The sequence below is a fragment of the Conchiformibius steedae genome (assembly GCF_014054725.1).
Taxonomy (GTDB): domain Bacteria; phylum Pseudomonadota; class Gammaproteobacteria; order Burkholderiales; family Neisseriaceae; genus Conchiformibius; species Conchiformibius steedae.
This window is the reverse complement of sequence record NZ_CP059563.1, coordinates 789,704-814,004: the sequence shown is the minus strand read 5'-3', so window position 1 is coordinate 814,004 and position 24,301 is coordinate 789,704. Positions and strand designations below refer to the sequence as shown.

The following is a 24,301-nucleotide window of genomic DNA, read 5'->3' as shown; positions in this document are numbered from 1 at the left end:
GCATTCCTGTTTGGGCGCAATGTTTTTCAGGAGTGTGTTTTATGGTTCAACGCAGCACGGGGCAGGAAGCGGTTCAATTAGACCAACTGTCGCAACAATTGGGCATTCAGTTTGCCTATCCCAATTCCAATAAAATCTATCTGCAAGGCAGCCGCGCCGATATCCGCGTACCGCTGCGCGAAATCGCCCAAGACGACACTGTTACCGACACAGGGCGTGAAGCCAATCCCCCCATTCCCGTTTACGACACCAGCGGCGCGTATGGCGACCCGTCTGCCCGAATTGATTTGAAACAAGGCTTGCCGCACATCCGCAGCGCGTGGTTGGACGAGCGCGGCGACACCGAAATTTTAGACGGTTTGTCTAGCGAATATGGTTTGCAACGCGCCCACGACCCCAAAACCGCGCACCTGCGTTTTAATCAGATTACCCGTCCGCGCCGCGCCAAAGCAGGCAAAAACGTTAGCCAGATGCACTATGCCCGTCAAGGCATCATCACCCCCGAAATGGAATTTGTCGCCCTGCGCGAGCGTTTGAAAATGGACGAAGTGTTCCGCGACCCGCGCTATGCCAAACTCATTAAACAACACGCAGGCGAAAGTTTCGGCGCGAATCTGCCGCGCACGCCCGACGACATTACCCCCGAATTTGTGCGCCGCGAAATCGCCGCAGGACGCGCCATTATCCCCGCCAACATCAATCACCCCGAACTGGAACCGATGATTATCGGGCGCAATTTCCGCGTTAAAATCAACGGCAATTTGGGCAATTCGGCGGTTACGTCCAGCCTGACCGAAGAAGTGGAAAAAATGGTGTGGGCGTTGCGTTGGGGCGCGGATACGATTATGGATTTGTCCACAGGCGCACATATTCACGAAACGCGCGAATGGATTATCCGCAACGCGCCCGTTCCCATCGGCACAGTGCCGATTTATCAGGCTTTGGAAAAAGTAGGTGGTGTGGCGGAAGATTTAACGTGGGATTTGTTCCGCGACACGCTGATTGAACAGGCAGAACAAGGCGTGGATTACTTTACCATTCATGCGGGCGTGCTGCTGCGTTATGTGCCTTTAACGGCAGAACGGCTGACAGGAATCGTGTCGCGCGGCGGTTCAATTATGGCGAAATGGTGTTTGGCGCACCATCAGGAAAACTTTCTCTACACCCATTTTGACGAAATTTGCGACATCATGAAAGCCTATGATGTGTCGTTTAGCTTGGGCGACGGTTTACGCCCCGGTTGTATTGCCGATGCCAACGATGCGGCGCAGTTTGGCGAATTGCACACCTTGGGCGAATTAACGGCAAAAGCATGGCAACATGATGTGCAGGTTATGATTGAAGGTCCGGGACACGTTCCCTTGCAGCGCGTGAAGCAAAACATGACTGAAGAGCTGCAACATTGTTTTGAAGCACCGTTTTATACCTTGGGTCCTTTGGTAACGGATATTGCCCCTGCTTACGACCACATCACTTCGGGCATTGGCGCGGCGAATATTGGTTGGTACGGAACGGCGATGCTGTGTTACGTTACCCCGAAAGAGCATTTGGGTTTGCCTGATAAGGAAGACGTACGCACGGGGATTATCACTTATAAATTGGCGGCGCACGCGGCGGATTTGGCAAAAGGCTGGGTAGGCGCACAGTTGCGCGACAATGCCTTATCCAAAGCGCGTTTTGAATTCCGTTGGCGCGACCAGTTCCGTTTGAGTTTGGACCCCGAACGCGCCGAAAGTTATCACGACCAAACCTTACCCGCCGAGGGCGCGAAAATCGCCCATTTCTGTTCCATGTGCGGACCGAAATTCTGCTCGATGAAAATCACGCAGGAAGTGCGCGATTACGCCGCTGCACAAAAAGGCATGCAGGAAAAAGCCATTGAATTTGTGCAAAAAGGCGCGGAACTGTACCGCTAAAGAAAGAACACGATGGCACAGATTGCAATTGTCGGCGGCGGACTGCTGGGGCGGGTGCTGGCGTGGCAGTTAGCGGAACAGGGCATCGCCTGTACCGTGTTTTGTCGGGGTTCGGCGGCGGGCGAAGAATCGGCGGCGTATCAGGCAGCGGCAATGTTGGCGCCCGCTGCCGAAGCGGTGGACGCGCTGCCTTTAGTGGTGGAATTGGGCAGACAAAGCCTGCCTTTGTGGGCGGAAATGGCACGCCGTTTGCCCGAAAAAGTCTTTTTTCAACAAAATGGTACGCTGGTGGTGTGGCACGCGCAAGACAAACCTTTGGCGGTGCAGTTTGAACACCATCTCAACCGCGCAGGCATCACGCCCGCGCATTGGCAGCGCAGCGAAATTGCTGCCAATGAAGCGCAATTGGGCAAACGTTTTGCTCAAGCGATGTTTTTGGCGGGCGAAGGGCAGTTAGACGGGCGCGAATGGCTGCGCGTGCTGGCGCGGGCGTTGGCAGAACGTGATGTATTGTGCTATTGGCACACGCCGTGTACGCCCGAATTCTTGCGCGGATGTTTTGATTGGGTGGTGGACTGTCGCGGCATGGGCGCAAAAACGGATTGGAATACGGCGGGGGCAACGGTGTTGCGCGGGGTGCGTGGCGAAGTGGCGCGGGTATATGCGCCCGAAGTGTCGCTCAACCGTCCTGTGCGTCTGCTGCATCCGCGTTATCCGCTGTATATCGCGCCCAAAGCGCAGCACTTGTTTGTGGTGGGCGCCACACAAATTGAAAGCGAAGACACAGGCGCGGCAACGGTGCGTTCGGGTTTGGAATTGTTATCGGCGTTGTATGCGGTGGATCCTGCTTTTGGCGAAGCCAAATTATTGGAACTGTCTGCTGCGTTGCGCCCGACTTTGGCACACCAGCGCCCTGAAATTCGTCTGCACCGCCGCCGCCGTATCTTAGAAGCCAATGGTTTGTTCCGACACGGTTTTATGATTACGCCTGCAGTGGCGGGCGCAGTGTGCCGTTTAGTCATCGCGCTGCTGGCTGGCGATGAAATTCCCGTGCGCGATGAAATCAGCGGATTGGATTATTTGGATTGTGAGTAAATTTCAGAAAGTGAAACCATGCCCCGTATTTTGATTAACGGCGAATGCCATGATTTTAACGGCAATACGCTGGCACAATTATTGGCGCAGCTTCAGCCTGATGCGCCGTTTGCCGCAGCGGTAAACACCGTATTTGTGCCGCGTGGCGATTATGCACAAACCCAGTTGGCAGAGGGCGACAAGGTGGACATTGTTGCGCCTGTGGGCGGGGGGTAAAGCGATGTTGTCTTTATACGGTCAAGATTTTGCCTCGCGCCTGCTATTGGGAACGGCGGCTTATCCCGATATGGACACTTTAAACCAATCGGTACAGGCTGCTGCGCCTGCCATGCTCACGGTGTCGCTGCGGCGGCAGAGCAGCGGCGCGGATTGTCACGGTGGGGCGTTTTGGGAAATGTTGCGCGGTTTGGGTGTGCCGCTGCTGCCGAATACGGCGGGTTGTTTGAGTGTGCGCGAAGCCGTTACCACCGCGCAGATGGCGCGGGAAGTATTCGGCACGGATTTTATCAAGCTGGAATTGATTGGCGACGACCGCACGTTGCAGCCCGATGTGTTTCAACTGGTGGAAGCAGCGGAAATCCTAATTAAAGACGGATTTCGTGTGTTGCCTTACTGCACCGAAGACTTGATTGCCTGTCGCCGTTTGCTCGACAGCGGCTGCGAAGTGCTGATGCCTTGGGCTGCGCCCATCGGCACAGCATTGGGCGCGGTACACGCTTATGCCCTGCGGGTGTTGCGCGAAGCCCTGCCCGATGTACCGATGATTATTGACGCGGGCTTGGGCGTACCGTCTCATGCCGCGCAAGTGATGGAATGGGGTTTTGACGGCGTGTTGCTGAACACAGCGGTTTCCCGTGCGGGCAATCCTGCGGCAATGGCGCGCGCTTTTGCCTTGGCGGTAGAAGCGGGACATTGCGCCCGTGCTGCCGTTCCCGTACCGCCGCGCGAACAGGCACAAGCCAGTTCGCCCACGGTGGGACAACCGTTTTGGCACAGTGCCGAATATGAAGGTTGATTAAAACCAGACCTTATCGCCTCGTCCGTTCTTATTTTTACCAACCATAAAAAACGCCTGCATTGCGCAGGCGTTTCAGCACTTACCACAAATAACGGTAGCCCAAAGACACCGCTGCGCCACGGCGCAAATATTCGCCATGCTGGGTGCGTACCGATACGTCAAAATGATTATTGCGGTCAAATGCCACGGCTGCGCCTGCCTGTACGCCGATACGCGAACCCGCTTTCGGGGCTTGCAGGTATTCGCCGTTTAATTTGGCACGGGCGCGGTGGTGGTCGCCCAAATGATATAAACCTGCAAACGGCATCACGCGCACATTGTTGTCCGACACCAAAAAGTCGCCGCGCAATTCTGCGCCCACACGGGTTTGTGCCAAATTGGATGAAGCCGTATGCCCGCTACCCGACACCCGCGCCAAAGTCAGCGCGGCTTGCGGTACCAAACGCCAGCCATAGCCTAAATCAAACTGCATACCCGTTTGCAGCATCACGCTGTTGCTGATAAAACGGTTGTTTTCTTCGGGGTGACGGCTGTGGTGGCGGTTGTGGCGCAGCAGCGCATCGGCAAACCAGCCATTGCGGGTAAAACCGCCGTATGCACCAAAACTGCTGGTGCTGATGCGGCTGTCGGGAAAACCGGCGCGGCGGTAATCCAATTTGGACATACCGCGTCCTGCCAACACGCCCGCATACGCACCCGAAGCAAACATATGGTCATAACCGATTTGTACATTGTGGTTACGCAGATGATAGCCTGACGTTACGCCATCTGCCTTATCCAAATATTCGCGGCGGCGATAAGACACGCCCTTGTCTGCCAATACCCATAAGCCATTAATATGATGTGGGGTATGCAATTCTGCCAAACGCTGGTTGACGGTGTCGTTTTGCTGTTCCAAAATCGGCGATGCGCTTTGTACATGGGCGATGCGGCTGTCGGCAAACACGCTCAACACCTTATTGCCACGGGCAGCATGATTGACGGGCAAGGGCGGCGGCAAAACAGCGGTAGCAGACGAATTTCCCGCCACATTTGGCGAAGATGGCACAACGGGCGCAACAGCAGGCGGATTGGGCGGCGATACAGGCGCACTGCCTTCACGCGCATACGCCAACACCCAGTCTTGGTCTTTTTTCTCTAATTCATATAAATACTTGCCTGCGCTGACCGTGCCGTTTTTCAAACGGAACGCATCGGCATCGCTGCTGCCTGTTTCTACTACTGTCAAAGTTTGGTTGCGGTTGGCGGGTTCGGCGGCGGTATTGCGTACATCCAAAACGTGCTTGCCCGATACCTTGCCGCGCACCAGCAATTTATCGCCTGCGCCGTTTGCCAAATCGGTATTCAGTTGAAAAGTGGCATTGCCGTGCAAATCACCCAAAATTTCCAGTTGTTTAAATTCATTGCCAGCAGGAGTAAATGCCACAGTGGAATCTTGCGCGTCCAAAACGTCTAACACGCTGTCGCGGTTAATCTGCCAAGTGCTGTTGTCGCGCAAATTGATGCGGTAAGTGCCAATATCTTGCCCCGAACGGCGCAATTGGTGGTTAATGCGCGTGCCGCCATGTAAGGTGCTGTTGGCGGCGTTGATGGTCATATCAAAGCGCGAGGCTTCGGTTTTTTCATCATCTTCTCTAACAGCTTCCAACCATTGCGGAATTTGTGCATCTATTAAATAATCGCGTCCACGCAAGGTACTGTTTTTCAGATTCACACGGTTGCCATGGCTGCTGAAATCTTCAAGCGCCCAATTGACAAGGGCTTGTTCGGCTTCAATATGGCTGTTGTCCATATTCAGTACACCACCATCAAACAACACTCCCGTGCTGTTTTTAGACGGTAAACGGATATGGCTGTTATCCAGCGTTAGGGTAGATGGGGCAAGTTTTTTGTCATAATCCACATCATGTGCCAATGCTGCACCCACTTGCACATTTTGGCTGTTGCTGCCGTCAATCTGCACCTTGCGAGCGTGGATTTGTCCGCCGTCTTCTGCTACCAATCCCAAGTTGAAATGCCCGTTTAGAGCAAGTTTATGGTCGGCAGCTTCAATCTGTGCGCCATAATCGGCTTCCAAACCCAGCGCCCCCATGCCGTTTAACTCGATATCGGCAGAAGTTTTAACTCTTGCAGCCCGCCCAGCTTCAATGGCTGTGCCCGCATGCCAAATACCGTTTTTTTCAGGGTGTGCCAAACCCTTGGCTTCGCCATAGCCTGCATCAATGGTAATGCTGCTGCCTTTTTCCAAAACAGCATCGGCATTATGTAAATCAACAACACTACTGGCATCACGCGCTTGAGATAAACGGATTTTGGTGTCTTTACCTACGGTTAATTCAGAATTTCCTTGTTTATCAGACAAATAATCATTTAGCCTGATTAAGGTATCCCGACTGTTGCGGTAACCCGGTTCAGCATCAGGGTCAATCCCACTATCAGTTGCAGGGGTATTTTGATAAGTTTGCGTTTTCAATTTAATCTGTAAACGCTCGCCTGCTGGGACTTCCAAAGTTTTCACACCTGCTTTTTCGGTGCTGATTTGCCATTTTGTACCATTGCCAGATAAGCCAGCATCGCGAAAACGACTGACCAGACAGCCCTGCGGGTCATCACACACCACTTGCGCCGCCCATGCCTGCGGTGCGGCAAACGCGGCTGCCACCGCTGCCGCCAAAGGAATCATTTGGTTTTTGTGCTTCATCATAATCATAAAAAAAATTATTAAATAATAAATCATTAGTTACGCGTCCAAGTCGTACCGTCTGCGCCGTCGCGCAAGACCACGCCATCTGCTGCCAATAAATCGCGGATGCGGTCGGATTCTGCCCAGTTTTTGTCTTGACGCGCCTGCTTGCGCTGCTGAATCAGGGCTTCAATTTCTGCATTAGACAAACCGTCTGCCGTGGTACTGCCTTGCAAAAATGCCTGTGCATCGCGTTGCAGCAAGCCCAACACACCCGCCAATGCCTTCAAACAGCCCGATAATTCCGCAGATTGGTTTTTATTGGCTTCGTTTGCCAACTCAAACAACACGGCTACTGCTTCCACCGTATTGAAATCATCGTTCATGGCTGCGTTAAAACGCTGTGTATATTCATTGCTTTGGCTGCTTAAATCAAAGGGCGCAGGGGCAATGTTTAACAAAGTATTGTATAAACGGGTTAAGGCATTTTTGGCATCGTCCAAATGCACGTCCGAATAATTCAAGGGACTGCGGTAGTGGGCGCGTAAAATAAAAAAGCGCACCACTTCAGCATCGTATTGCTTTAACACATCACGAATGGTGAAAAAATTGCCTAATGATTTGGACATTTTTTCGCCATCTACGCGGATAAAGCCGTTGTGCAGCCAATATTTCACATGGCTTTCAATGGTTTTGTCGGTTTCGCTGTGGCAGCCGCAACCACCGTACACGCCGCAGCTTTGGGCGATTTCGTTTTCATGATGGGGAAACTGCAAATCTGCGCCGCCGCCGTGAATATCAAAGCGTTCGCCAAACACGTCTGCGCCCATGGCGGAACATTCAATATGCCAACCAGGGCGACCTTGTCCCCAAGGGCTTTGCCAAGACGGTTCGCCTGCTTTAGCGGCTTTCCACAACACAAAATCCAAGGGGTCGCGTTTGTGTCCATCTACTTCTACGCGCTCGCCTGCGCGTAAATCGTCCAGCGATTTGCCCGACAGTTGCCCATAAGCGGCAAATTCGCGCACGGCATAGTAAACATCGCCGTTATCAGCGGCATAGGCTTTGCCCTTGGCAATCAATTGCTCAATCATGGCAATCATTTGTGCAATGTATTCGGTGGCTTTGGGTTCAATATCGGGACGCTGTACACCCAAGGCATCGGCATCTTCGTTCATGGCGGCGATAAAACGCGCGGTCAAATCGCCGATGCTTTCGCCGTTTTCGTTGGCGCGGGCGATGATTTTGTCGTCAATATCGGTAATATTACGGACGTAAGTTAAGGGATAACCGTGTTGGCGCAGCCAGCGGGCAATCATGTCAAACACCACCAGCACGCGGGCGTGTCCGAGATGGCAGTAGTCGTACACGGTCATGCCGCACACATACATGCGGACATTTTGGGGATTGAGCGGGACAAACGGTTCTTTACGGCGGGTAAGGGTGTTGTAAACGGTGAGCATGGCGGTGTTTTGGTGTCAAAAAAAGAAAATAACGGGGAATTATAGCGGAAAATAGGATGTTTAACGGCTGCTTTGGCAGCGGGCGATGATTTGGCGGATTTGGCGCACATTGGGCAGGGCGTGTACGGGCCAGCGCAAGATGGCAATGCCTGCGTCTTCGGTGGCGCGGTTTTTGCGCTGGTCGGCTTCCATGCGCTCGGGCAGGTTGTGGGTGGCATCGTCAATTTCAATGGCGGCAATGGGAACGCCGTCTAAATCGCACACCACAAAATCATAGCTTAAACGGCAAATCAGGTTAAACCAATAACGGTTGTTTTCGGCGGGGGCCTCCAATACGCGCGACACTTGCACTTGGGTAAATATCATGTGTTCGGGCAAGGCGCGTAACAGGCGGTCGTACACTTTCAGCTCGGTGGGGGTCATCAGCGGGCGCACGCGGTAAGGCAAACGCCCTGCCGCGCCAAACGATGCGGCGCTGCCGCGTTCGTTCTGCCACGCCCGCCGCCCCGCCCACACCGCCACCGCCAATAAAACGGCAAGCCCCGCCAGCCACACTGCCATTTAGTTTAACCAACCCTGCTGCGCCGCCAACTGCCGCGCCTGCACAAAATTAGGCAACACGGCGTGTTCGGGCAAAGCGCGTGGCAACAGACACACATCTTCCACACGGCAATCGGTCATCAAATCCAAAAAGTCCTGCTGTACCAAAGCAATATCATCACGCGGCGACAACTGCCATACAAAGGTTTGCGGCAGCGACACCGCATCATCGGCATCAGCAAACCCAAACAACAGCCTTCCGCCCTCTTGCGCCGCTGCCACCGCCGCTGCCGTTTTGTTCTGCAAACGCAATGCCCGCAACGCATCTGCCGCAAACACATCTAATGCCATTCTCACGCGCATCGGCGCAGCCGTTGCCAAAGCATTTAAGGGCGTGGCAACAGGCAAGGGATTGGCGAAAACCGTAACACCGTTTTGCGAAAAATGTTGCTGCCAAAGCTGCATCAACGGCAAAGCTGCCTGTCCCCAAGCCTGTCCCAACAGCGGCAACAGTGCCGCATCGCCATAACCCAAGGCATACACCACCTGCACCGATTTACCCGCTGCTGCTTGTAAAGGCACGGGCGACAATTTCAGTTCTGCCAAATCGGGGTTTTGCTTCGCCGCATACCAACGGTCGGTACGCACCGCCGCAAAATCCTCGCCCGACACCAGCTGCGGCAGCCATTGCGCCTGCGCCAAAGCCGATACACCGTCCAGCCCCGCCAACAAAGTCTGCAAAGCCTCAACAGTCGCATCGCTCGGTAAAGGCACAGTCTGTTCCGTACCACACACCAGCACCACAGGCAGCGCAAACCACTGATATTCGCCGCTGTCGGGCGCAGCGTTTAAGGTTGCTGCCAAAGCATCTGCCAACACCGCATACGTTTCACGGTCGGGCGCCATGCTCATCGCCACCGACACACTTAAAATCTGCCGTTGCGACAACAGCTGATGCAATTGCGCGTTTAAATGTTCCTGCGCCAGCTTGCGCTGCGCCCCCGAAGTGGGGTGGGCGATTTGTCCTGCATACATCAGCAAATCATTTTTAACGGGGTCGGTGGGATAAGGGCGGGTGTCGGGCAGAATATTCATCACAATTCCTTTTCGGTTGCCGAATCGGGCAAACGGCAGCCGCATCAAAAAGCGCGATTGTATCGCAACGGCGCGGATTTGCCACACACAGCCTGTTTACAGATACAAAATAACCCGCTTCTGTTATCACACAAAAGCGGGTGTAGATTGAATGATAGGACAGCGGTTTCTTACCAACCGTTGTTATAGCCGTTATTGTAACCGTTGCCGTTATAGCCGTTGTTATTGTTATTATTACCGCCACCCAGCTGGCTGCCAATCACACCGCCCAATGCCGCACCGCCCAAAGTGGATTCGGTATTGTTGCCAATCATATTACCCGCCACACCACCGATAAACGCACCCACAGCAGTATTGCGTTGGCTTTGGGTCATGCCTGTGCCTGTACAGGCAGTCAGCGACATGGCAACAGCGGCAACAGACAAAATTTTAAAAACAGGGGCTTTCATGCTTCATACTCCGTTAAAGTTGGGAAAACACCAGTGTACGCCGCTGTCGGGTAAAAGCATTTTAATGTGCGGCAAAGTTTTGTGCAGCAATGGTTAAGCCCATCAGCACAAACGGTTTTCTACCCCGCTTTTACACAGAAAATCCCGCCAGCACCTCACGCAAAATCTCCACGCCCTCGCCCAATTGCGCCTGACTGATGATTAACGGTGGCAAAAAGCGCAGTTTGTGTTTGGCAGTCAGCAGCAGCAAACCACGTTGCCGCGCCTGTTCCACCACATCGGCAGCGGCAATGCCCTCTGCCAATTCCGCGCCTAACATCAAACCCATACCCGACACCGCACGCACATTCGGCAAACCCGCCAACATTTCCCGCAAGGCTTCGCCTTTGGCGCGAACTTCCGCCAAAAACGTCTCGTCCAAACGCGCCATCACCACATTCGCCCCCGCACAGCACACGGGATTACCGCCAAAAGTAGAACCGTGGTCGCCCTTGCCCAAAGTGTCGCGGCAACGCTCGCCAAACACCGCCGCACCAATCGGCAAACCACCACCCAAACCTTTTGCCAAAGTTACAATATCGGGCAACAAATCAAAATGTTGAAAAGCAAACATTTTCCCCGTGCGCCCGATACCTGTTTGCACTTCATCAATCATCAGCAAAACATCGTGTTCGCGGCACAGTTTTTGCGCTTCCTGCAAATATGTTCCGTCCAAGCTGTTCAAACCGCCCTCGCCCTGCACGATTTCCAACATCAGCGCACACACCCCACCTTGCGCCAAACGCTGTTGCAACGCGTTTAAATCATTGGCAGGCAAAAAGTCAAAACCTTCGGTAAACGGAAAAAAATGCTGATGAAAATGCGGTTGCGCGGTAGCAGAAAGCGCAGTCAGCGTGCGCCCGTGAAACGATTGGTTTAACGTCAAAACCGTGTGGCGGTTTGCACCGTGGCGGTCGCGGCTGTATTTACGCGCCGTTTTAATGGCGCATTCATTGGCTTCCGCGCCGCTGTTGCCGAAAAACACGCTTGCCAAACCGCTTTTTTCCACAAGGGTTTGCGCCAATTCTGCCGCAGGACGGCTGTAATACAGATTGGAAACATGCTGCAACTGCGCCGCTTGCGCCGCCACCGCCGCCTGCCATTCGCCATCACACCAACCCAAGCTGTTGACACCAATGCCCGAAGTAAAATCCAAATAACGCCTGCCCTGTTCGTCCCAAGCATACACACCCTCGCCGCGCACCAGCGCAGTCGGGAAACGGGCATAGGTTTGCGCGGTATAGGTATAGTCAAGGTTGGGGATAACATTCTTTGCCATATATCAAATCTCACAATCAAGATGGTTTTTTATCTAAAAATTCCAATATTTTACGCAAACTCTCCAACTCCCGTTCCTGACTGGCAAGCAATTCGTCTTTATGACGGATAATCAGCTTCAATTGCGTAATTTCATTTTCCAAATCATTTCTACGATTAGCAAATGTATTCCCCGTATAGGTTTCACTATGATACGTTTCACCATAACCATTGCTGATAAAACAGACTAAATTATTACCTCCTTGCGGAACAAGCTCACGGGGACTCACTCCAAAAATATCAGCAATCTGTTTTAAACGCTGCATATTTAATTCCGTTTCCCCTCTCTCAATCTTTGAATAACCGTTTACTGACATTTGTAACTTTTCCGCCATATCTTTTTGAGAAAGTTTGTTTTCTTTACGCAGAGAACGGATTTTCTCACAGGTTTCCATAAAATCCACACTTTCACGGTAGGTTGTTAAACTTTTAGTTGGTTCCAATATATTGATGAAATGGATAGAATTATTTTTCCAGCAGGTGCATTCTAACTGAAAATTTTAGAATGCGCTGCAATTTCAATTAAAATAATCAAATGAGGCATCAATGATGGCAAATGAAAAATATACTCGCTACTTGGGCGACAGTTACGACTCTGAAAACGGCTTGGACATGGAGAAAGCCAAACGAAAAGTTTTCAATGAAAAAGAAAAACTGAATATTGTGCTGATGGGCGCAACAGGCGTTGGCAAAAGCTCTCTTGTTAATGCGGTTTTTGGCAGCGATACGGTAAAAACAGGCAGCGGCAAACCCATTACACAGCATTTGGAAAAAGTTATCGTTCCTGAAAAAGGTTTAACCCTTTGGGATACCAAAGGCATAGAAGCCGAAGCATATCAGGAAACCAGACAGCAATTACTTAATGATATTGAAAACGGTATCCGTCAGGCATGCGAATCAAAAAATGATAATGATATGCCGCATGTAGCTTGGCTATGCATTAAAGAAAGTTCCAAACGTATTGAAGAGCGGGAATTAGACTTATTGCGTATGATGGAAAACTTAGGTATTCCTACCGTTGTGGTGTTTACCAATATGCAATTTGAAGATGGGGAAGAGTTTTTCGCTGAAGCACAAAAGATTCTTAATGAAGCATTTCCATCATTTATTAAAAATCGTTATGTTCGTGTTAATTCAATACCTTATAAGATTGCTGGTCATACCATTCCCACAAAAGGGTTAGAAGATTTATTGCAAATGACTGAAAATTGTTTACAAGAAAGCCAGCAATTCAGCGAGAAACAAAGAAAAAAGCATTTAGAGGCTTTGCGTAAAGCACAAATTATTGATATGGAGAAAAAGTTAGCTAGTATGATTGACAGCGCAAAGACTAAAGTTCATGTTGCTGCGCTTGCTGCTGGGGCAGCTGGCGTATCACCGATTCCCATGTCTGATGCACCGATTATTGCTGGAATTCAAGGCACAATGATTTATACCATCAGCTCCGAATTTGAGTTGGAATTAGATAAAAGTTTGGCAACCTCTATGATTGCTGGTCTTTTGGGTGTAACTGGTCTAGCGCAAGTCGGCAGAACAGTTGTTTCAAATGTGCTCAAATTTATTCCAGGGGTAGGAACGGCATTAGGTGGTGCCATTTCGGGCACAACAGCAGCTGGCTTAACCGAAGCTTTAGGTCATGCTTATATTGAAGTTTTAAAATATTTCTTTAATAAAGAAACAGGGAAAGTAGAACTTCCTAGTGAAGCAGATGTAATTGACACCGATGCCATTTTAGAAGTCTTTAGAATGTACTTTAAAAAATAGTGTGTGAAACATAGCAGGCTGTCTAAAATCGCTTTTTCAGACAGCCTGAAAACTAGGCGCAAAACAGCGTACCGCTACCCTTATGGCTAAACATTTCCAACAAAATAGAATGCGCCACACGCCCGTCAATAATCGCTGCTTCGTCCACGCCGCCTTTTACCGCATCCACACAACATTGCACTTTGGGAATCATTCCCCCTGCAATAATGCCCTGTTCCGTTAAAGCTTCTACATCATCTAACAACACCCGTTCAATCAACGTGCTTTCATCATAACGGTCGCGCAGCAAACCCGCCGTATCGGTCATGCTCACCAGCTTGGCAGCGCCCAACGCCACCGCAATCTGTCCTGCCGCCGTATCTGCATTGATATTATAGGGCGTACCCTGTTCATCTGCGCCAATGGTGGCAATCACAGGAATAAAGCCCGAATTCAAAGCAAATTCAGGCAAATGCGTATCCACTTTAACAATTTCGCCCACATAGCCCCAATCGGCGCTGCCGCGCAGTTTTTCACACAACAGCATGCCCCCGTCTATCCCACACAAACCAATCCCACGCCCCTTCAGCAGCGACACCAAGCTTTTATTTACCTTCCCCGCCAACATCTGCTGCACCACATCCATGGTTTCGCGGTCGGTAACGCGCAATCCGTCGATAAACACACTTTCCTTGCCAATCAGCTTTAAGCCCTGAGAAATTTCAGGACCACCACCATGCACCAGCACCACACGAATGCCGATTTGGTTCAACAGCAGCAAATCCTGCATCACTGCCTGTTTTAATTCCTCGTTAATCATGGCATTACCGCCATATTTCACCACAATGGTACGGTTTTGGTATTTTTTGATATAAGGCGCCGCTTCGCCCATGGCACGGGCAAGCGCATGAATTTGGGATTGATGCATAATAAACAGCCTTTTAAAGATGGGTAAAACCAGAAAATAGAGTAATGCCTATCACTTTAAAAGAAAACACGGTTTTTGCCAACCGTGCCAGTGCGATTATCTGCACTGTGCATGGGTGGGTTTACTGGGAAAATTTGCCAATTCGGTACTTGAGTGCAAGTACATTCTACTGTAATTTCATGCTTCTACAGCAGATTATTTTCCTCACAATCGGTTTTTATACCATCCGATTCTGCTGTTTTCTTACGCTTGGCACGCGGATGGGCTTCGTCATATACCTTTGCCAGATGTTCAAAATCCAGCTTGGTATAAATTTGGGTGGTGGACAGGCTTTGGTGTCCGAGCAGTTCCTGCACGGCGCGGACATCGCGTGAGGCTTGCAGCAGATGTCCTGCATAGCTGTGGCGCAGCATATGCGGCGACAGGTGTTGCGGACTGCCCTGCCGTTGCGCCCATTGTTGCAGGCGTTTGGCGATTTGGCGGGTGCTGATTCGTGTGCCTTGTCGGTTGGTAAACAGAGCGTTTTCGCCTGCGGCAGCGGCGCGGTGGGGCAGGTAGGCGTGAATCGCGGCAACGCTTTTGGCGGTAAGCGGGACTTGGCGTTGTTTGCCGCCTTTGCCCCATACCGTCAGCCACCCCGCATCCAACAACACATCATCAAGGTTCAGCGACACCAGTTCCGACAGGCGCAAACCGCTGCCGTACAGCAGTTCCGCCACCGCCACATCGCGCCGCGACAGGGCGTGTTGCGGCAAGGCTTGGTCTAACAGGGTGTTCAGCGTTTCACCATCCACGGCTTTGGGCAAGCGTTCAGGGGGTTTGGGGGCTTTGATGCCTGCGGTGGGGTCGCTTTCCAAAAGGTCTTGACGAATCAAATGGGCGCAATACTGCCGCCATACCGACAATTTCCGCGCCATGCTGCGGGGGTGAAGCTGCTGTTGCGAGAGTTTTTTTAAAGCAGACACCATATCGCGCCGCTGCGGACGTTCCACACGCGCGGGCAACAACTCTGCCAACTGCGCCAAATCGCGCCGATACGCTGCCAAAGTATGCGGGGAACGCCCTTGTTGGCGCAACACCAGCAACCACGCTTCGGCTTGGGCGAAAAACGGCGCGTGCGAGAAAAAAACAATGGATTGTTCGGGCATTATGCTGCGCCCAACGATGCCACCATCACGGCTTTAATGGTGTGCAAACGGTTTTCCGCTTGGTCAAAGGCGATGTTTTGCGGCGATTCAAACACATCTTCGGTCACTTCAATACCGTTTGCCAATTCGGGATAACGTGCGGCAATGTCACGCCCAACTTGGGTTTCGGTATTGTGAAACGCGGGCAGACAGTGCATAAACTTGACTTCGGGATTGTTTGCGGCTGCCATCAGCGCGGCGTTTACCTGATAAGGCATCAATGCGCCAATGCGCTCGCCCCATGCTTCCAAAGGCTCGCCCATGGATACCCATACATCGGTATGGATAAAATCCACGCCGCGCACGGCTTCTTGCGGGTCTTCGGTAAGCAGCAGTTGTGCGCCGCTTTCGCGGGCAAATTCGCGGCATTGTGCCACCCAATCGGCATCGGGCTGTAAAGCGGCGGGCGCGGCGATGCGGCAGTCCATGCCCAGCTTTGCCGCTATCAGCAACAGCGAGTTACCCATATTGTTGCGGGCATCGCCCACATAGGCAAAACGGATTTGGTTTAAGGCTTTGCCTTGGCTGTGTTCACGCATGGTCAGCACATCGGCAAGCATTTGTGTGGGGTGAAATTCATCCGTTAAACCGTTAAACACAGGCACGCCCGCATATTGCGCCAATTCTTCCACTGCGCTTTGGGCGTAACCGCGGTATTCAATGGCATCATACATACGCCCCAATACCCGCGCCGTGTCTTTAATGCTTTCTTTGTGTCCGATTTGGGATGCGGCGGAATCAATATAGGTCACGTTTGCGCCTTGGTCGTACGCAGCCACTTCAAAGGCGCAACGGGTGCGGGTAGAGGTTTTTTCAAAAATCAGGGCAATGTTTTTACCGCGCAGGGCGTGGGTTTCGCTGCCTTGGCGTTTGGCGTGTTTGAGTTGTTCTGCCAAATCAATCAGATATTCAATTTCGGCGCGGCTGTGGCGGCGCAGGCTGAGCAGGGAACGTTGGCGCAAAGATTGTGCGGGCATGGTTTTTCCTTTTATTGCAGGGGTTGGGTTAAGAATCGCTGCCGTTGAGTTTTTTCAACAGGGCATCGGCTTTGTCGGGGTCTTCGTTGCGGGTAAGGCGGCTGATGTCGTTTTCCAGTTTTTCTATGTCGCTGCCAAGCACAATTTCTTTTACTGCCAACAGGTTGGCAGTATTCATGGAAAAACGGCGCAAGCCCAAACCCAGCAGCAGGCGGGTATAGGCGGGGTCGCCAGCCATTTCGCCACACAGCGACACGCCTTTGCCCATGCGGTTGGCGGTGCGGATAATATGCGCCAGCAAACGGATAACGGCGGGATGCGCGGGCTGGTACAAATAGCTAACGCTGTCGTCATTCCTATCCACCGAAAGGGTGTATTGAATCAAGTCGTTAGTCCCAATAGAGACAAAATCGGCGTGTTTGAGCAGGCTGGAAACGGTAAGCGCGGCAGACGGGATTTCAATCATGCAGCCTACTGACACACCGCCGAATTTTTCTTCGCGTTCGGTCAGTTGGCGTTTGGCGGTTTCCAAATGCACCAAACTTTGTTTGAGTTCTGCCAAGCCCGATACCATCGGAAACATCATTTTAACGGGTCCATGCACGGCTGCCCGCAAAATGGCGCGCATTTGGGTGCGGAACATCACGGGTTCGGCGTGGCACAAACGCACGCCCGTCAAGCCCAAAGCAGGATTTAAGGCGGCGTTGGGCGTGCCACCACCACCAAACCAGCGCGGATTTTTGTCCACCCCCAAATCCACGGTGCGGATGGTTAGCGGTTTGCCTTTCAGTTTTTTCACAATATCGCTATAGGCTTGATACAGTTCTTCTTCTTCGGGCAGATTATCGCGGTTTAAATACAGGAATTCGCTACGCAACAAACCCACACCGTCTGCGCCAAGTTTGTGTATGGCTTTGATGTCGTCCACACTTTCAATATTGGCAAGCAGCTCAATGGTTTCGCCATCGGCGGTGGCAGCAGCGGTGTGTTTGAGTTTGTTGAGCTGGCGTTGGTGGCTGCGGTATTCGCGCAAACGGCGGCGGTATTCTGCCAACACGGTTTCATCGGGATTGATAATTAACGTACCGTTTGCACCATCTACAATCACCCATTCATGCTCGCGTATCAGCTGGCGGGCGTTGCCCGTGCCAATCACAGAGGGAATATTGAGGCTGCGCCCCAAAATGGCGGTGTGGCTGGTGGGTCCGCCCATATCGGTGACAAAACCTTCAATGCGCTGGTCTTTGAAAAACACGGTATCAGCAGGCGATAAATCGTGTGCAATCAAAACGGTATCGTCCAGCAAATTGGCATCTAAATTGATTTCGGTGCTTTGCCCGATTAGGTTTTTTTGAATGCGCTCGACCACTTGCAGCATATCCTGCTTGCGTTGGCGCAGGTATTCATCATCAATTTCGTCAAACTGTTGCGACAGGCGGTCGGTTTGGATTTTTAACGCCCATTCGGCATTGATTTGCTGCTCTTGCAAAATATCAATGGGTTCGCGCGACAGGGTGACATCGGTCAGCAGCATCAGATGCAGGGAAATAAACGCGCCCAATTCGGTGGGGGCGTTTTCGGGAATGGCGCTGCGCAGCTGTTCCAACTGGCGGCGCGTGGCTTTAACGGCGGCTTCAAAACGGGCGGTTTCGGCGGCGAGTTCGGCTTCGGGCAGGCAAAACTGCGGCACTTCCGACACGCCGCGCACCACCAGATGCGCCCGTCCGATGGCAATGCCGCGCCCTGCCGCCGCGCCGTGCAGGACAATCATGGTTTACTCCCCTTCGCCGAAGTAGTCGTTAATCAGTTCGCCCAAAGCCGCCATTGCCGCTTCTTCGTCTGCGCCGTCGGTTTCAATCTCAATTTGTGTGCCTTGCGCGGCGGCAAGCATCATCAAACCCATAATACTTTTGCCGTTGACGCGTCTGCCGTTGCGCGTTACCCAAATTTCGCAGGCAAATTGGGCGGCGGTTTGGGTAAATTTACTGGACGCACGGGCGTGCAAACCCAGTTTATTGATAATGGTGAAGGTGTGTTGTTGCATGATTTTTCTTTCTTAAAATAATGTTTCAGGCTGCCTGAAAATCAGCTTTCCGCGCTGTTTTCGTCTCCCTTACCGCAATGAAAGCAATAACGGTAAAACGCGCTGTAACGGGTGTCGCAATGCCCGCAATGGCGGAACAGGCGGATGCTGCAATGCGGACAAAAATCCAACTGCGTATTGGTAAAATCCAAACCGCGTTCACAACCGGGGCAAATGCCTTTGCCGATGGCAAGCAGGGCTTGGTCGTAATCCAAGCGGTCGCGGCGTTCGGTTTGCGGCAAGGCTTCTTCTGCCTGTTTGCGTTCCAAATAGCGGTTCATGGCGGCAATGGCGTAACGCCCGATTAACACGGTCAGCACAATGCCCACAACATAGCGCACATAGCCGCCGTAGCTAGGCAGGTAAGGCACCAATTCCACAAAAAAGGCAAACAGGGCAAACCAGATAAAGCCCCACACAAACGGCCACCAGCGCGAACGGCGTTGTTTGGCAAACAGCCAGCCCGCTGCCAACAGCAGCGGCAAAGTCAGTGCCAAACGGTACAGAAAAACGGTTAATTCAATGCGGCGGTCGTCCACATCTTTCAGCGGCTGCGCCTGCTCTTCTAACTGGCTGTATTCTCTGCTGTTTACTGCCGAAGCGTGGTCATTGTCCAACTGCTGCTTTTGAACGGCATCCACTTGTTTTTGCAACTGTTGTTCACGCTCGCGCAATTCGTCCAAACGGCGGGTACGCGCCAGCACTTCGGGATTTTGTGCCGATTGTTCGGTGGCGGTACGCGCCGCCAGCCAGTTATTGAGGTTTTCCTGTTCGGTTTGAACGGTTTTTTGCTGTTCGGACAGGGCTTGTTCGGCTTTTTCCTGTTCTTGTTGCAAAACCTGCTGCCGCGCTTCCAAGCTTTTCTGTTGCTGCTTGTTTTTCAACAGCTTGTCTTGCGGCATATAGCTTTCCAACTCGCGCACAGGCTCGGTTTGCGGCAGGTCGCCGACAATTTTGCCGCCCAAGCCAATCAGGAAAGAGGCAAACACCAAGGCAATCAGCCACAGCCCACGCCGAAACCATTTTTCGGGCAGGCGGTCGGATTTGGACAGATGACTGCGAACTTTGTCGCTCATGATTTTCCTTTCTGTGAAGATTAGCTTGGAACGCCCCCTCCCCTGTGCCAACGGGAGAGGGGAGGGGTGGAGGCAAGCGTTCCCTTGTTTATCGCTCTTTCCCCCACCCTAGCCCTCCCCCGCTAATACGGGGGAGGGAACAGTCTTTCCGTTTCAGGCAGCCTGAAAATGCTTTCAGCACAAAGGTTCGGCAAACAGCATAATGCCCTGCACTCCCGCCGCGCGTACGGTTTCGGCAAACTCGGTCAGCTGCTGCGCCTGCGCCGAATGCGACACCGCTTTAATCAGCATCGGCGCGTTCAAGCCCGTAATCATGGCGGAACGCTGCGGCACCACCAGTTTCATCGCCGCATTGCACGGGGTTGCGCCGAAAATATCGGTTAAAATCAGCACGCCCGCACCACGGTCGGTTTCAGGCAGCAGCGCGGCGGCACGGTCAATAATACTGGCGTGGTCGTCGTGAATATCCACATTCAAAATACGGATATGAGAACGGTTTTCTTGGTCGGGAAAAAAATGCTGCGCCAAGTCCCGATACGCTGCGCCCAAGGTTTCATGGGTAATTAACAGTATGCCAATCATGGTGTTATCCCTTATACGGCGCGGTCGTGATACAAATCAATGCGGTAGGTTGCTGCCATTTTGGCTGCATAATCCGCCACTTTTTCGGGAAAACAGATGCCGTTTACCATCGTTAAATTACGCAGCAGGGGAAACACCAGCACGTCTTCCATGCTGAAGCCTGTGCCGTTCAGGGCATCGGCGCTCGCTACCCAAGCGTTTAATTCTGCCAAATCGGCGTGGATTTGCTTTAAATAGCTTTCGGTTTGGGCGAGGTTTTCGGCGAAACTGCCGATAAACTGTTCTTTTTTCGCCACATAATAGGCAACAGCGGACGCTTCGGCAAATTCGGGCAAACCCAAACGCACGGCGCGTGGCATGGTTAAATGGTTGTAATAGCCGTTCACACGCTCAAACCATGTTTTCACTTGGGGGCGCACGTTTTCGTCAAAATCTTTACCTGCATTCGCCGCCGCATAACGGACAATATCCAAGCTCTCGCCCATTGCCGTGCCGTCTGTTTTTTGCAGAATCGGTACTTGTTTCGCACCAATCAGGGCGATGGGTGTGGCTTCGTCGTCGTTTGCCAAAATCATGTTTTCAACATCATAGCCGTAATGCGCCAATGCCAAACGGGCGCGGGTGCAAAAGGGGCAATGGTCGTAGATATAGAGTTTCATGGGATTACTTTCTCAATGGTTTCAGGCAGCCTGAAAATCAAACGGTCAAGTCTTCCGGCCACAGGATAAACCAGCCGTACTGCCCTTTACGCAACACGGCACCGGCGGCTTTACCCTGTTCGGTCAGAAAATAGGTTTTGCCTTTTAATTCCTGCAAACCGGCTTCGCACAGGCGTTTATTGCATTCGGCGCGGTCTATGCCCCATTTTTCCGCCAGTTTGGCGGCGGTCAAACCGTGTGCGGCAGGCTGGGCGGCAACGGCTTCGGCAGAGGCTTCTGGCGGCACAACATCTACGGAAATTTTCACTTCATCACTGATGCGGATAATGCGCTGGGCTTCTTCATAGGCATCACGGTACACTGCAACGTCTTCATCGCGGGTCAGGCGGATGCCCATTTCGTTATTATTGACTTGGCTGAATTCGTATAAATTCAGGCTGGTAATAATGCATTCGTTTTCGCTGATATAGCATTTGGCGTGCAGGTTGTGGCAGTAGCTGGTGCGGACATAGGACAGGTTTTTTAACCACGCCGCTTCGGCAGGCTGCAACTCGCTTTTGCCGTACACGATGCGGATATCAATCTTCATGCGGTCTTTGTCTTCCAAAAGCTCTTTGATGCGGTCGTTGAGCTTCAGGTAGGGGCTGATTAAATACAGCCGCTCGCGAGAGTTTTTAATTAAGTTTTCCAAATAAAAAGTAGTAGCACTGGTATTTAAAAATTGAGCCATGGTCTTTCCTTGCAAACACGGTTTTCAGGCAGCCTGAACGCTTACACGCCTTCCAACAGCATGGTGTCAATACAGTCGCAAATGGCGTGATACAGCACCAAATGCACTTCCTGAATACGGGCGGTACGTGGGTGGGGAACGTTTAACAACACATCGTCATCGCGCAGCATGGCGGCGATTTTGCCGCCGTCTTTGCCGGTAAACGCCACGATTTTCATCTCGCGCTCGTGGGCGGCTTTAATGGCTTCCACCACATTGATGGAATTGCCTGAAGTGGAAATTGCCACCAGCACATCGCCCGTGCGCCCCAAAGCGCGTACCTGTTTGCTGAAAACGTGTTCAAATCCGTAATCGTTGCCGATGGCGGTGAGCGCGGACGTGTCGGTGGTCAATGCCAAAGCCGCTAATTCCATGCGTTCTTTTTCAAAACGTCCGGTCATTTCGGCGGCAAAGTGTTGGGCATCGGCAGCCGAACCGCCGTTGCCGCACATTAAAATTTTGCCGTCTTCCGCCAGCGCGTGAAACATTAACATAGCGGCTTCAGCAGTGGCTTCGGGCAGAAACTCAAGGGCTTGTTGTTTAACGGCAATGCTTTCGGTAAAGTGTGCGGCAATGCGTTGGGTAAGTGGGGAAGTCATGATGATTTATCCTGTAATATTTTGAATCCAAACGGGCGCTTGGTTGCCTTCTATCAATATGGCATCCAAACGACAAGGCGGTTGGTCGCAACGGCTTTGCAAATACTGTTCGGCGGTGGTGTGCAGTTTGGCGAGTTTGGACGGGGTAATGCTGTAGGCTGCGCCGCCGTAAGCGGGGGTTTTGCGGTATTTGACTTCTACAAACAAAACACAGCCATTTTGCTCGGCAATAATGTCAATTTCGCCGTGCCTGCTATGCCAGTTACGCGCCAATATGTTACAGCCCTGCGCCTGTAAAAAGGCACAGGCTGTGTCTTCGGCGGCGTTGCCGAGGCTGCGGCTCACGCCTGCCCCGCACGGCGGGCGATTTGTTCGGCGGCGGTCAGGGCAACTTTGTCACGCACATACAGCAGCGAGGCAGAAGCGGCATCGGTGGCGGGATAACGTCCGCTGTCTGCCAATTCCAAAAAGTCCACCGCCGTGGGCATCGCCGCCAAGCCTTCAAACGGTGGCGGATAATCCAGCTCAAACGCATTGCCTACGGCGCGGATGTCGTCCCAAACGGCATCGTCAGGCGCAGTAATGACAGCGGCTTCGCCCACTTGGTAATCACTCAAACGCACATGGTTTACCGTGTCAAACCATGCGTAAAACACCTCGTCCATACGCGCATCAATGGCGGCAAGTACGCAGGCAGACGGCGGCAGCAGATAGGCAGCGGCATCCAAAGACGGTACACCGATTAAAGGCGTGTCAAACGGCGTTGCCAAGCCCTGCGCCGTGCCGATGCCGATGCGCAGTCCGGTAAACGCCCCCGGTCCTTGTGCATACACCACTGCGCCCAAATCGGCAGCATCTATGCCGAATTCGTCAAACAGCTCACGGATGCGCGGCAAAATCAGTTCGGCATGGCGCGTACCCGCTTCAGCGTGACGGGTGCGGGTGGTGCCGTTTACACGCAATGCCAGCGACAACACGCTGGTACCCGTATCAATGGCAAGGACGGGACGGTTTAAATCGGGAAAGTTCATCGGCATTCCTTCAGAATTCGGGTTAAACAAATCAAATCGGCAAGCTGCGCCAACAGCGCACAAAAACAGCAGAAATTATAGCATGATGCCCCGCAAAAACAGCCCTTGCCGCCGCGTGGGTAAAAATAAGCAAAATTTCTTTATGTTTCCGTTTGAAACCCTACCCGAAAGAACGGTATAATCCCGCCGAATCACGGCGCGCCGTGCCGTATGATACACACCGTCCTGCCCGCTGCGGGCAGCAGGTTGTCTGTTTGAAATCCCGATTTTTAAGGAATTACTTTACTATGACTACGGAAAAACATTCCGCCAAAACCCCCGCCCCTGCCGAACAAGACAATAACACGCGCATCGGACTGTGGGTCGGTTTGGGTACTGCCGCAGCCGCAGCCGCAGGTGTTTTGGCAATGGCTTTTTACACCCATTACCAAGACGAAAAAACCACCGTCAGCGAACCTGCCGCAGCCGTTGCCGCTTCCGAAACCGCCCCCAGCGTGATTCCCACCAGCGAAGCCCAAGCCGCCAGCATTGCCGCCGCCACTTCCGACGAACAAAGCAAAGGCATGACCGCACCTTCCGATGTGGAAACCACTTCCGCACCTGCCGCTTCCGCTGCTGCCATTGACCCCGCCGCTGCCGCTCAAGCCCCCGCTTCCACCCCTGCTGCTTCTACCCCCGCCCAAACCATCTTGGCGCAGGAAAACGCCGTTCACGCCGAAACCAAAGTGCTTGCCGCCGCCGACAGCGTGCAGTTTTACTTTGCCAAAGGCAAATCCGACATGGCAGCCAACACCCTTGAAGCACTCAAAGGCATTGTAGAAGGCGTGAAAAACGGCACAAAAGCCGTGATTGTCAGCCATGCCGACAGCGAAACCAACGCCAACCTAACCAAAGAACGCGCGTCCGCCGTGCGCACCGTATTGTTGGCGGCAGGCGTGCCCGAAGGCAGCATTGAAATCCGCGAACCCGCCGCATCAGGCGAAGACAGTCGCCGCGTAGATGTCGTTTTACAATAATTAAATTATTGTATTTAAATAGATTTAAAACAGGCT

General features: G+C 52.4%; 25 protein-coding genes. 6 read left to right on the top strand and 19 right to left on the bottom strand.

Translation table 11 applies throughout. The features are described from left to right. The first annotated feature begins 41 nt into the window (after nucleotides 1-41). From thiC to H3L98_RS04490, 4 genes are read left to right on the top strand one after another with little or no spacing between them, the layout of a single operon-like run. Nucleotides 42-1,916 carry a phosphomethylpyrimidine synthase ThiC gene (thiC, locus tag H3L98_RS04505; protein ID WP_027022472.1) on the top strand — a complete coding sequence of 625 codons (1,875 nt, stop codon included), beginning with the start codon at nucleotides 42-44 and terminating at the stop codon, nucleotides 1,914-1,916. A gap of 12 nt (nucleotides 1,917-1,928) precedes the next feature. After that, nucleotides 1,929-3,011, top strand: a complete 1,083-nt coding sequence (locus tag H3L98_RS04500) for an FAD-dependent oxidoreductase (RefSeq protein ID WP_027022473.1) — start codon at nucleotides 1,929-1,931, stop codon at nucleotides 3,009-3,011. A gap of 18 nt (nucleotides 3,012-3,029) precedes the next feature. Further along, nucleotides 3,030-3,227, top strand: a complete 198-nt coding sequence (thiS, locus tag H3L98_RS04495) for a sulfur carrier protein ThiS (RefSeq protein WP_034333802.1) — start codon at nucleotides 3,030-3,032, stop codon at nucleotides 3,225-3,227. A gap of 4 nt (nucleotides 3,228-3,231) precedes the next feature. Beyond that, nucleotides 3,232-4,026 carry a thiazole synthase gene (locus H3L98_RS04490; RefSeq protein ID WP_027022475.1) on the top strand — a complete coding sequence of 265 codons (795 nt, stop codon included), beginning with the start codon at nucleotides 3,232-3,234 and terminating at the stop codon, nucleotides 4,024-4,026. 82 nt (nucleotides 4,027-4,108) lie between these two features. On the opposite strand, the gene H3L98_RS04485 is transcribed toward H3L98_RS04490, so the two are convergent. From H3L98_RS04485 to H3L98_RS04455, 7 genes are all read right to left on the bottom strand, one after another. Further along, nucleotides 4,109-6,733, bottom strand: coding sequence for an autotransporter outer membrane beta-barrel domain-containing protein (locus H3L98_RS04485; RefSeq protein WP_182078457.1), 2,625 nt, complete (start codon nucleotides 6,731-6,733; stop codon nucleotides 4,109-4,111). A gap of 32 nt (nucleotides 6,734-6,765) precedes the next feature. After that, nucleotides 6,766-8,175, bottom strand: a complete 1,410-nt coding sequence (gene cysS, locus H3L98_RS04480) for a cysteine--tRNA ligase (protein ID WP_027022477.1) — start codon at nucleotides 8,173-8,175, stop codon at nucleotides 6,766-6,768. 60 nt (nucleotides 8,176-8,235) lie between these two features. Then, the gene (locus tag H3L98_RS04475; RefSeq protein ID WP_027022478.1) at nucleotides 8,236-8,736 is read right to left on the bottom strand and encodes a DUF2726 domain-containing protein; all 501 of its coding nucleotides are present in this window, start codon (nucleotides 8,734-8,736) and stop codon (nucleotides 8,236-8,238) included. Then, nucleotides 8,737-9,810, bottom strand: a complete 1,074-nt coding sequence (locus H3L98_RS04470) for a hypothetical protein (protein WP_027022479.1) — start codon at nucleotides 9,808-9,810, stop codon at nucleotides 8,737-8,739. Nucleotides 9,811-9,980: 170 nt separating this feature from the next. Continuing rightward, nucleotides 9,981-10,259 carry a glycine zipper 2TM domain-containing protein gene (locus H3L98_RS04465; protein ID WP_084481912.1) on the bottom strand — a complete coding sequence of 93 codons (279 nt, stop codon included), beginning with the start codon at nucleotides 10,257-10,259 and terminating at the stop codon, nucleotides 9,981-9,983. 130 nt (nucleotides 10,260-10,389) lie between these two features. Further along, nucleotides 10,390-11,577, bottom strand: a complete 1,188-nt coding sequence (locus tag H3L98_RS04460; RefSeq protein WP_027022480.1) for an aspartate aminotransferase family protein — start codon at nucleotides 11,575-11,577, stop codon at nucleotides 10,390-10,392. A gap of 16 nt (nucleotides 11,578-11,593) precedes the next feature. Continuing rightward, the gene (locus H3L98_RS04455) at nucleotides 11,594-12,058 is read right to left on the bottom strand and encodes a helix-turn-helix domain-containing protein (protein ID WP_156932332.1); all 465 of its coding nucleotides are present in this window, start codon (nucleotides 12,056-12,058) and stop codon (nucleotides 11,594-11,596) included. Nucleotides 12,059-12,161: 103 nt separating this feature from the next. Here H3L98_RS04455 and H3L98_RS04450 point away from each other — a divergent pair, with 103 nt between their 5' ends. Then, on the top strand, nucleotides 12,162-13,379 hold the full coding sequence (locus tag H3L98_RS04450) for a YcjF family protein (RefSeq protein WP_156932333.1): 1,218 nt from the start codon (nucleotides 12,162-12,164) through the stop codon (nucleotides 13,377-13,379). 52 nt (nucleotides 13,380-13,431) lie between these two features. On the opposite strand, the gene argB is transcribed toward H3L98_RS04450, so the two are convergent. From argB to tsaB, 12 genes are all read right to left on the bottom strand, one after another. Continuing rightward, nucleotides 13,432-14,286 carry an acetylglutamate kinase gene (gene argB / locus H3L98_RS04445; protein ID WP_027022483.1) on the bottom strand — a complete coding sequence of 285 codons (855 nt, stop codon included), beginning with the start codon at nucleotides 14,284-14,286 and terminating at the stop codon, nucleotides 13,432-13,434. A 185-nt stretch (nucleotides 14,287-14,471) separates the two neighbouring features. Further along, on the bottom strand, nucleotides 14,472-15,434 hold the full coding sequence (locus H3L98_RS04440) for a tyrosine-type recombinase/integrase (protein WP_051532133.1): 963 nt from the start codon (nucleotides 15,432-15,434) through the stop codon (nucleotides 14,472-14,474). Beyond that, complete coding sequence (locus H3L98_RS04435; protein ID WP_027022484.1) at nucleotides 15,434-16,450, bottom strand: ornithine carbamoyltransferase; 1,017 nt, start codon at nucleotides 16,448-16,450, stop codon at nucleotides 15,434-15,436. Before H3L98_RS04435 ends, H3L98_RS04440 begins: the two co-directional genes overlap by 1 nt. A gap of 28 nt (nucleotides 16,451-16,478) precedes the next feature. Then, nucleotides 16,479-18,221 (bottom strand): phosphoenolpyruvate--protein phosphotransferase, encoded by a 1,743-nt coding sequence (gene ptsP, locus H3L98_RS04430; RefSeq protein WP_027022485.1) that lies wholly within the window; start codon nucleotides 18,219-18,221, stop codon nucleotides 16,479-16,481. A 3-nt stretch (nucleotides 18,222-18,224) separates the two neighbouring features. After that, a complete protein-coding gene (locus H3L98_RS04425) occupies nucleotides 18,225-18,494 on the bottom strand; it encodes an HPr family phosphocarrier protein (protein WP_027022486.1) in 270 nt (89 codons plus the stop codon). Between the two features lie 41 nt (nucleotides 18,495-18,535). Beyond that, nucleotides 18,536-19,609, bottom strand: a complete 1,074-nt coding sequence (locus tag H3L98_RS04420) for a zinc ribbon domain-containing protein (protein ID WP_051532134.1) — start codon at nucleotides 19,607-19,609, stop codon at nucleotides 18,536-18,538. Between the two features lie 174 nt (nucleotides 19,610-19,783). After that, nucleotides 19,784-20,191 (bottom strand): PTS sugar transporter subunit IIA, encoded by a 408-nt coding sequence (locus tag H3L98_RS04415; protein WP_027022488.1) that lies wholly within the window; start codon nucleotides 20,189-20,191, stop codon nucleotides 19,784-19,786. A gap of 11 nt (nucleotides 20,192-20,202) precedes the next feature. Further along, nucleotides 20,203-20,850 (bottom strand): glutaredoxin 2, encoded by a 648-nt coding sequence (gene grxB, locus H3L98_RS04410; protein WP_027022489.1) that lies wholly within the window; start codon nucleotides 20,848-20,850, stop codon nucleotides 20,203-20,205. Nucleotides 20,851-20,887: 37 nt separating this feature from the next. Then, a complete protein-coding gene (locus tag H3L98_RS04405; RefSeq protein ID WP_027022490.1) occupies nucleotides 20,888-21,580 on the bottom strand; it encodes a phospholipase D family protein in 693 nt (230 codons plus the stop codon). Between the two features lie 41 nt (nucleotides 21,581-21,621). Then, on the bottom strand, nucleotides 21,622-22,218 hold the full coding sequence (locus H3L98_RS04400) for a phosphoheptose isomerase (protein ID WP_027022491.1): 597 nt from the start codon (nucleotides 22,216-22,218) through the stop codon (nucleotides 21,622-21,624). Between the two features lie 6 nt (nucleotides 22,219-22,224). Further along, entirely contained in the window at nucleotides 22,225-22,563 is a 339-nt protein-coding gene (locus tag H3L98_RS04395) for a YraN family protein (RefSeq protein ID WP_027022492.1), read from the bottom strand. Beyond that, on the bottom strand, nucleotides 22,560-23,249 hold the full coding sequence (gene tsaB / locus H3L98_RS04390) for a tRNA (adenosine(37)-N6)-threonylcarbamoyltransferase complex dimerization subunit type 1 TsaB (RefSeq protein ID WP_034333805.1): 690 nt from the start codon (nucleotides 23,247-23,249) through the stop codon (nucleotides 22,560-22,562). The genes H3L98_RS04395 and tsaB overlap by 4 nt, the downstream gene beginning before the upstream one ends. A gap of 287 nt (nucleotides 23,250-23,536) precedes the next feature. Between tsaB and H3L98_RS04385 the strand changes: the two genes are divergently transcribed. After that, nucleotides 23,537-24,265 carry an OmpA family protein gene (locus H3L98_RS04385; RefSeq protein WP_051532135.1) on the top strand — a complete coding sequence of 243 codons (729 nt, stop codon included), beginning with the start codon at nucleotides 23,537-23,539 and terminating at the stop codon, nucleotides 24,263-24,265. The last annotated feature ends 36 nt before the right edge of the window (nucleotides 24,266-24,301 follow it).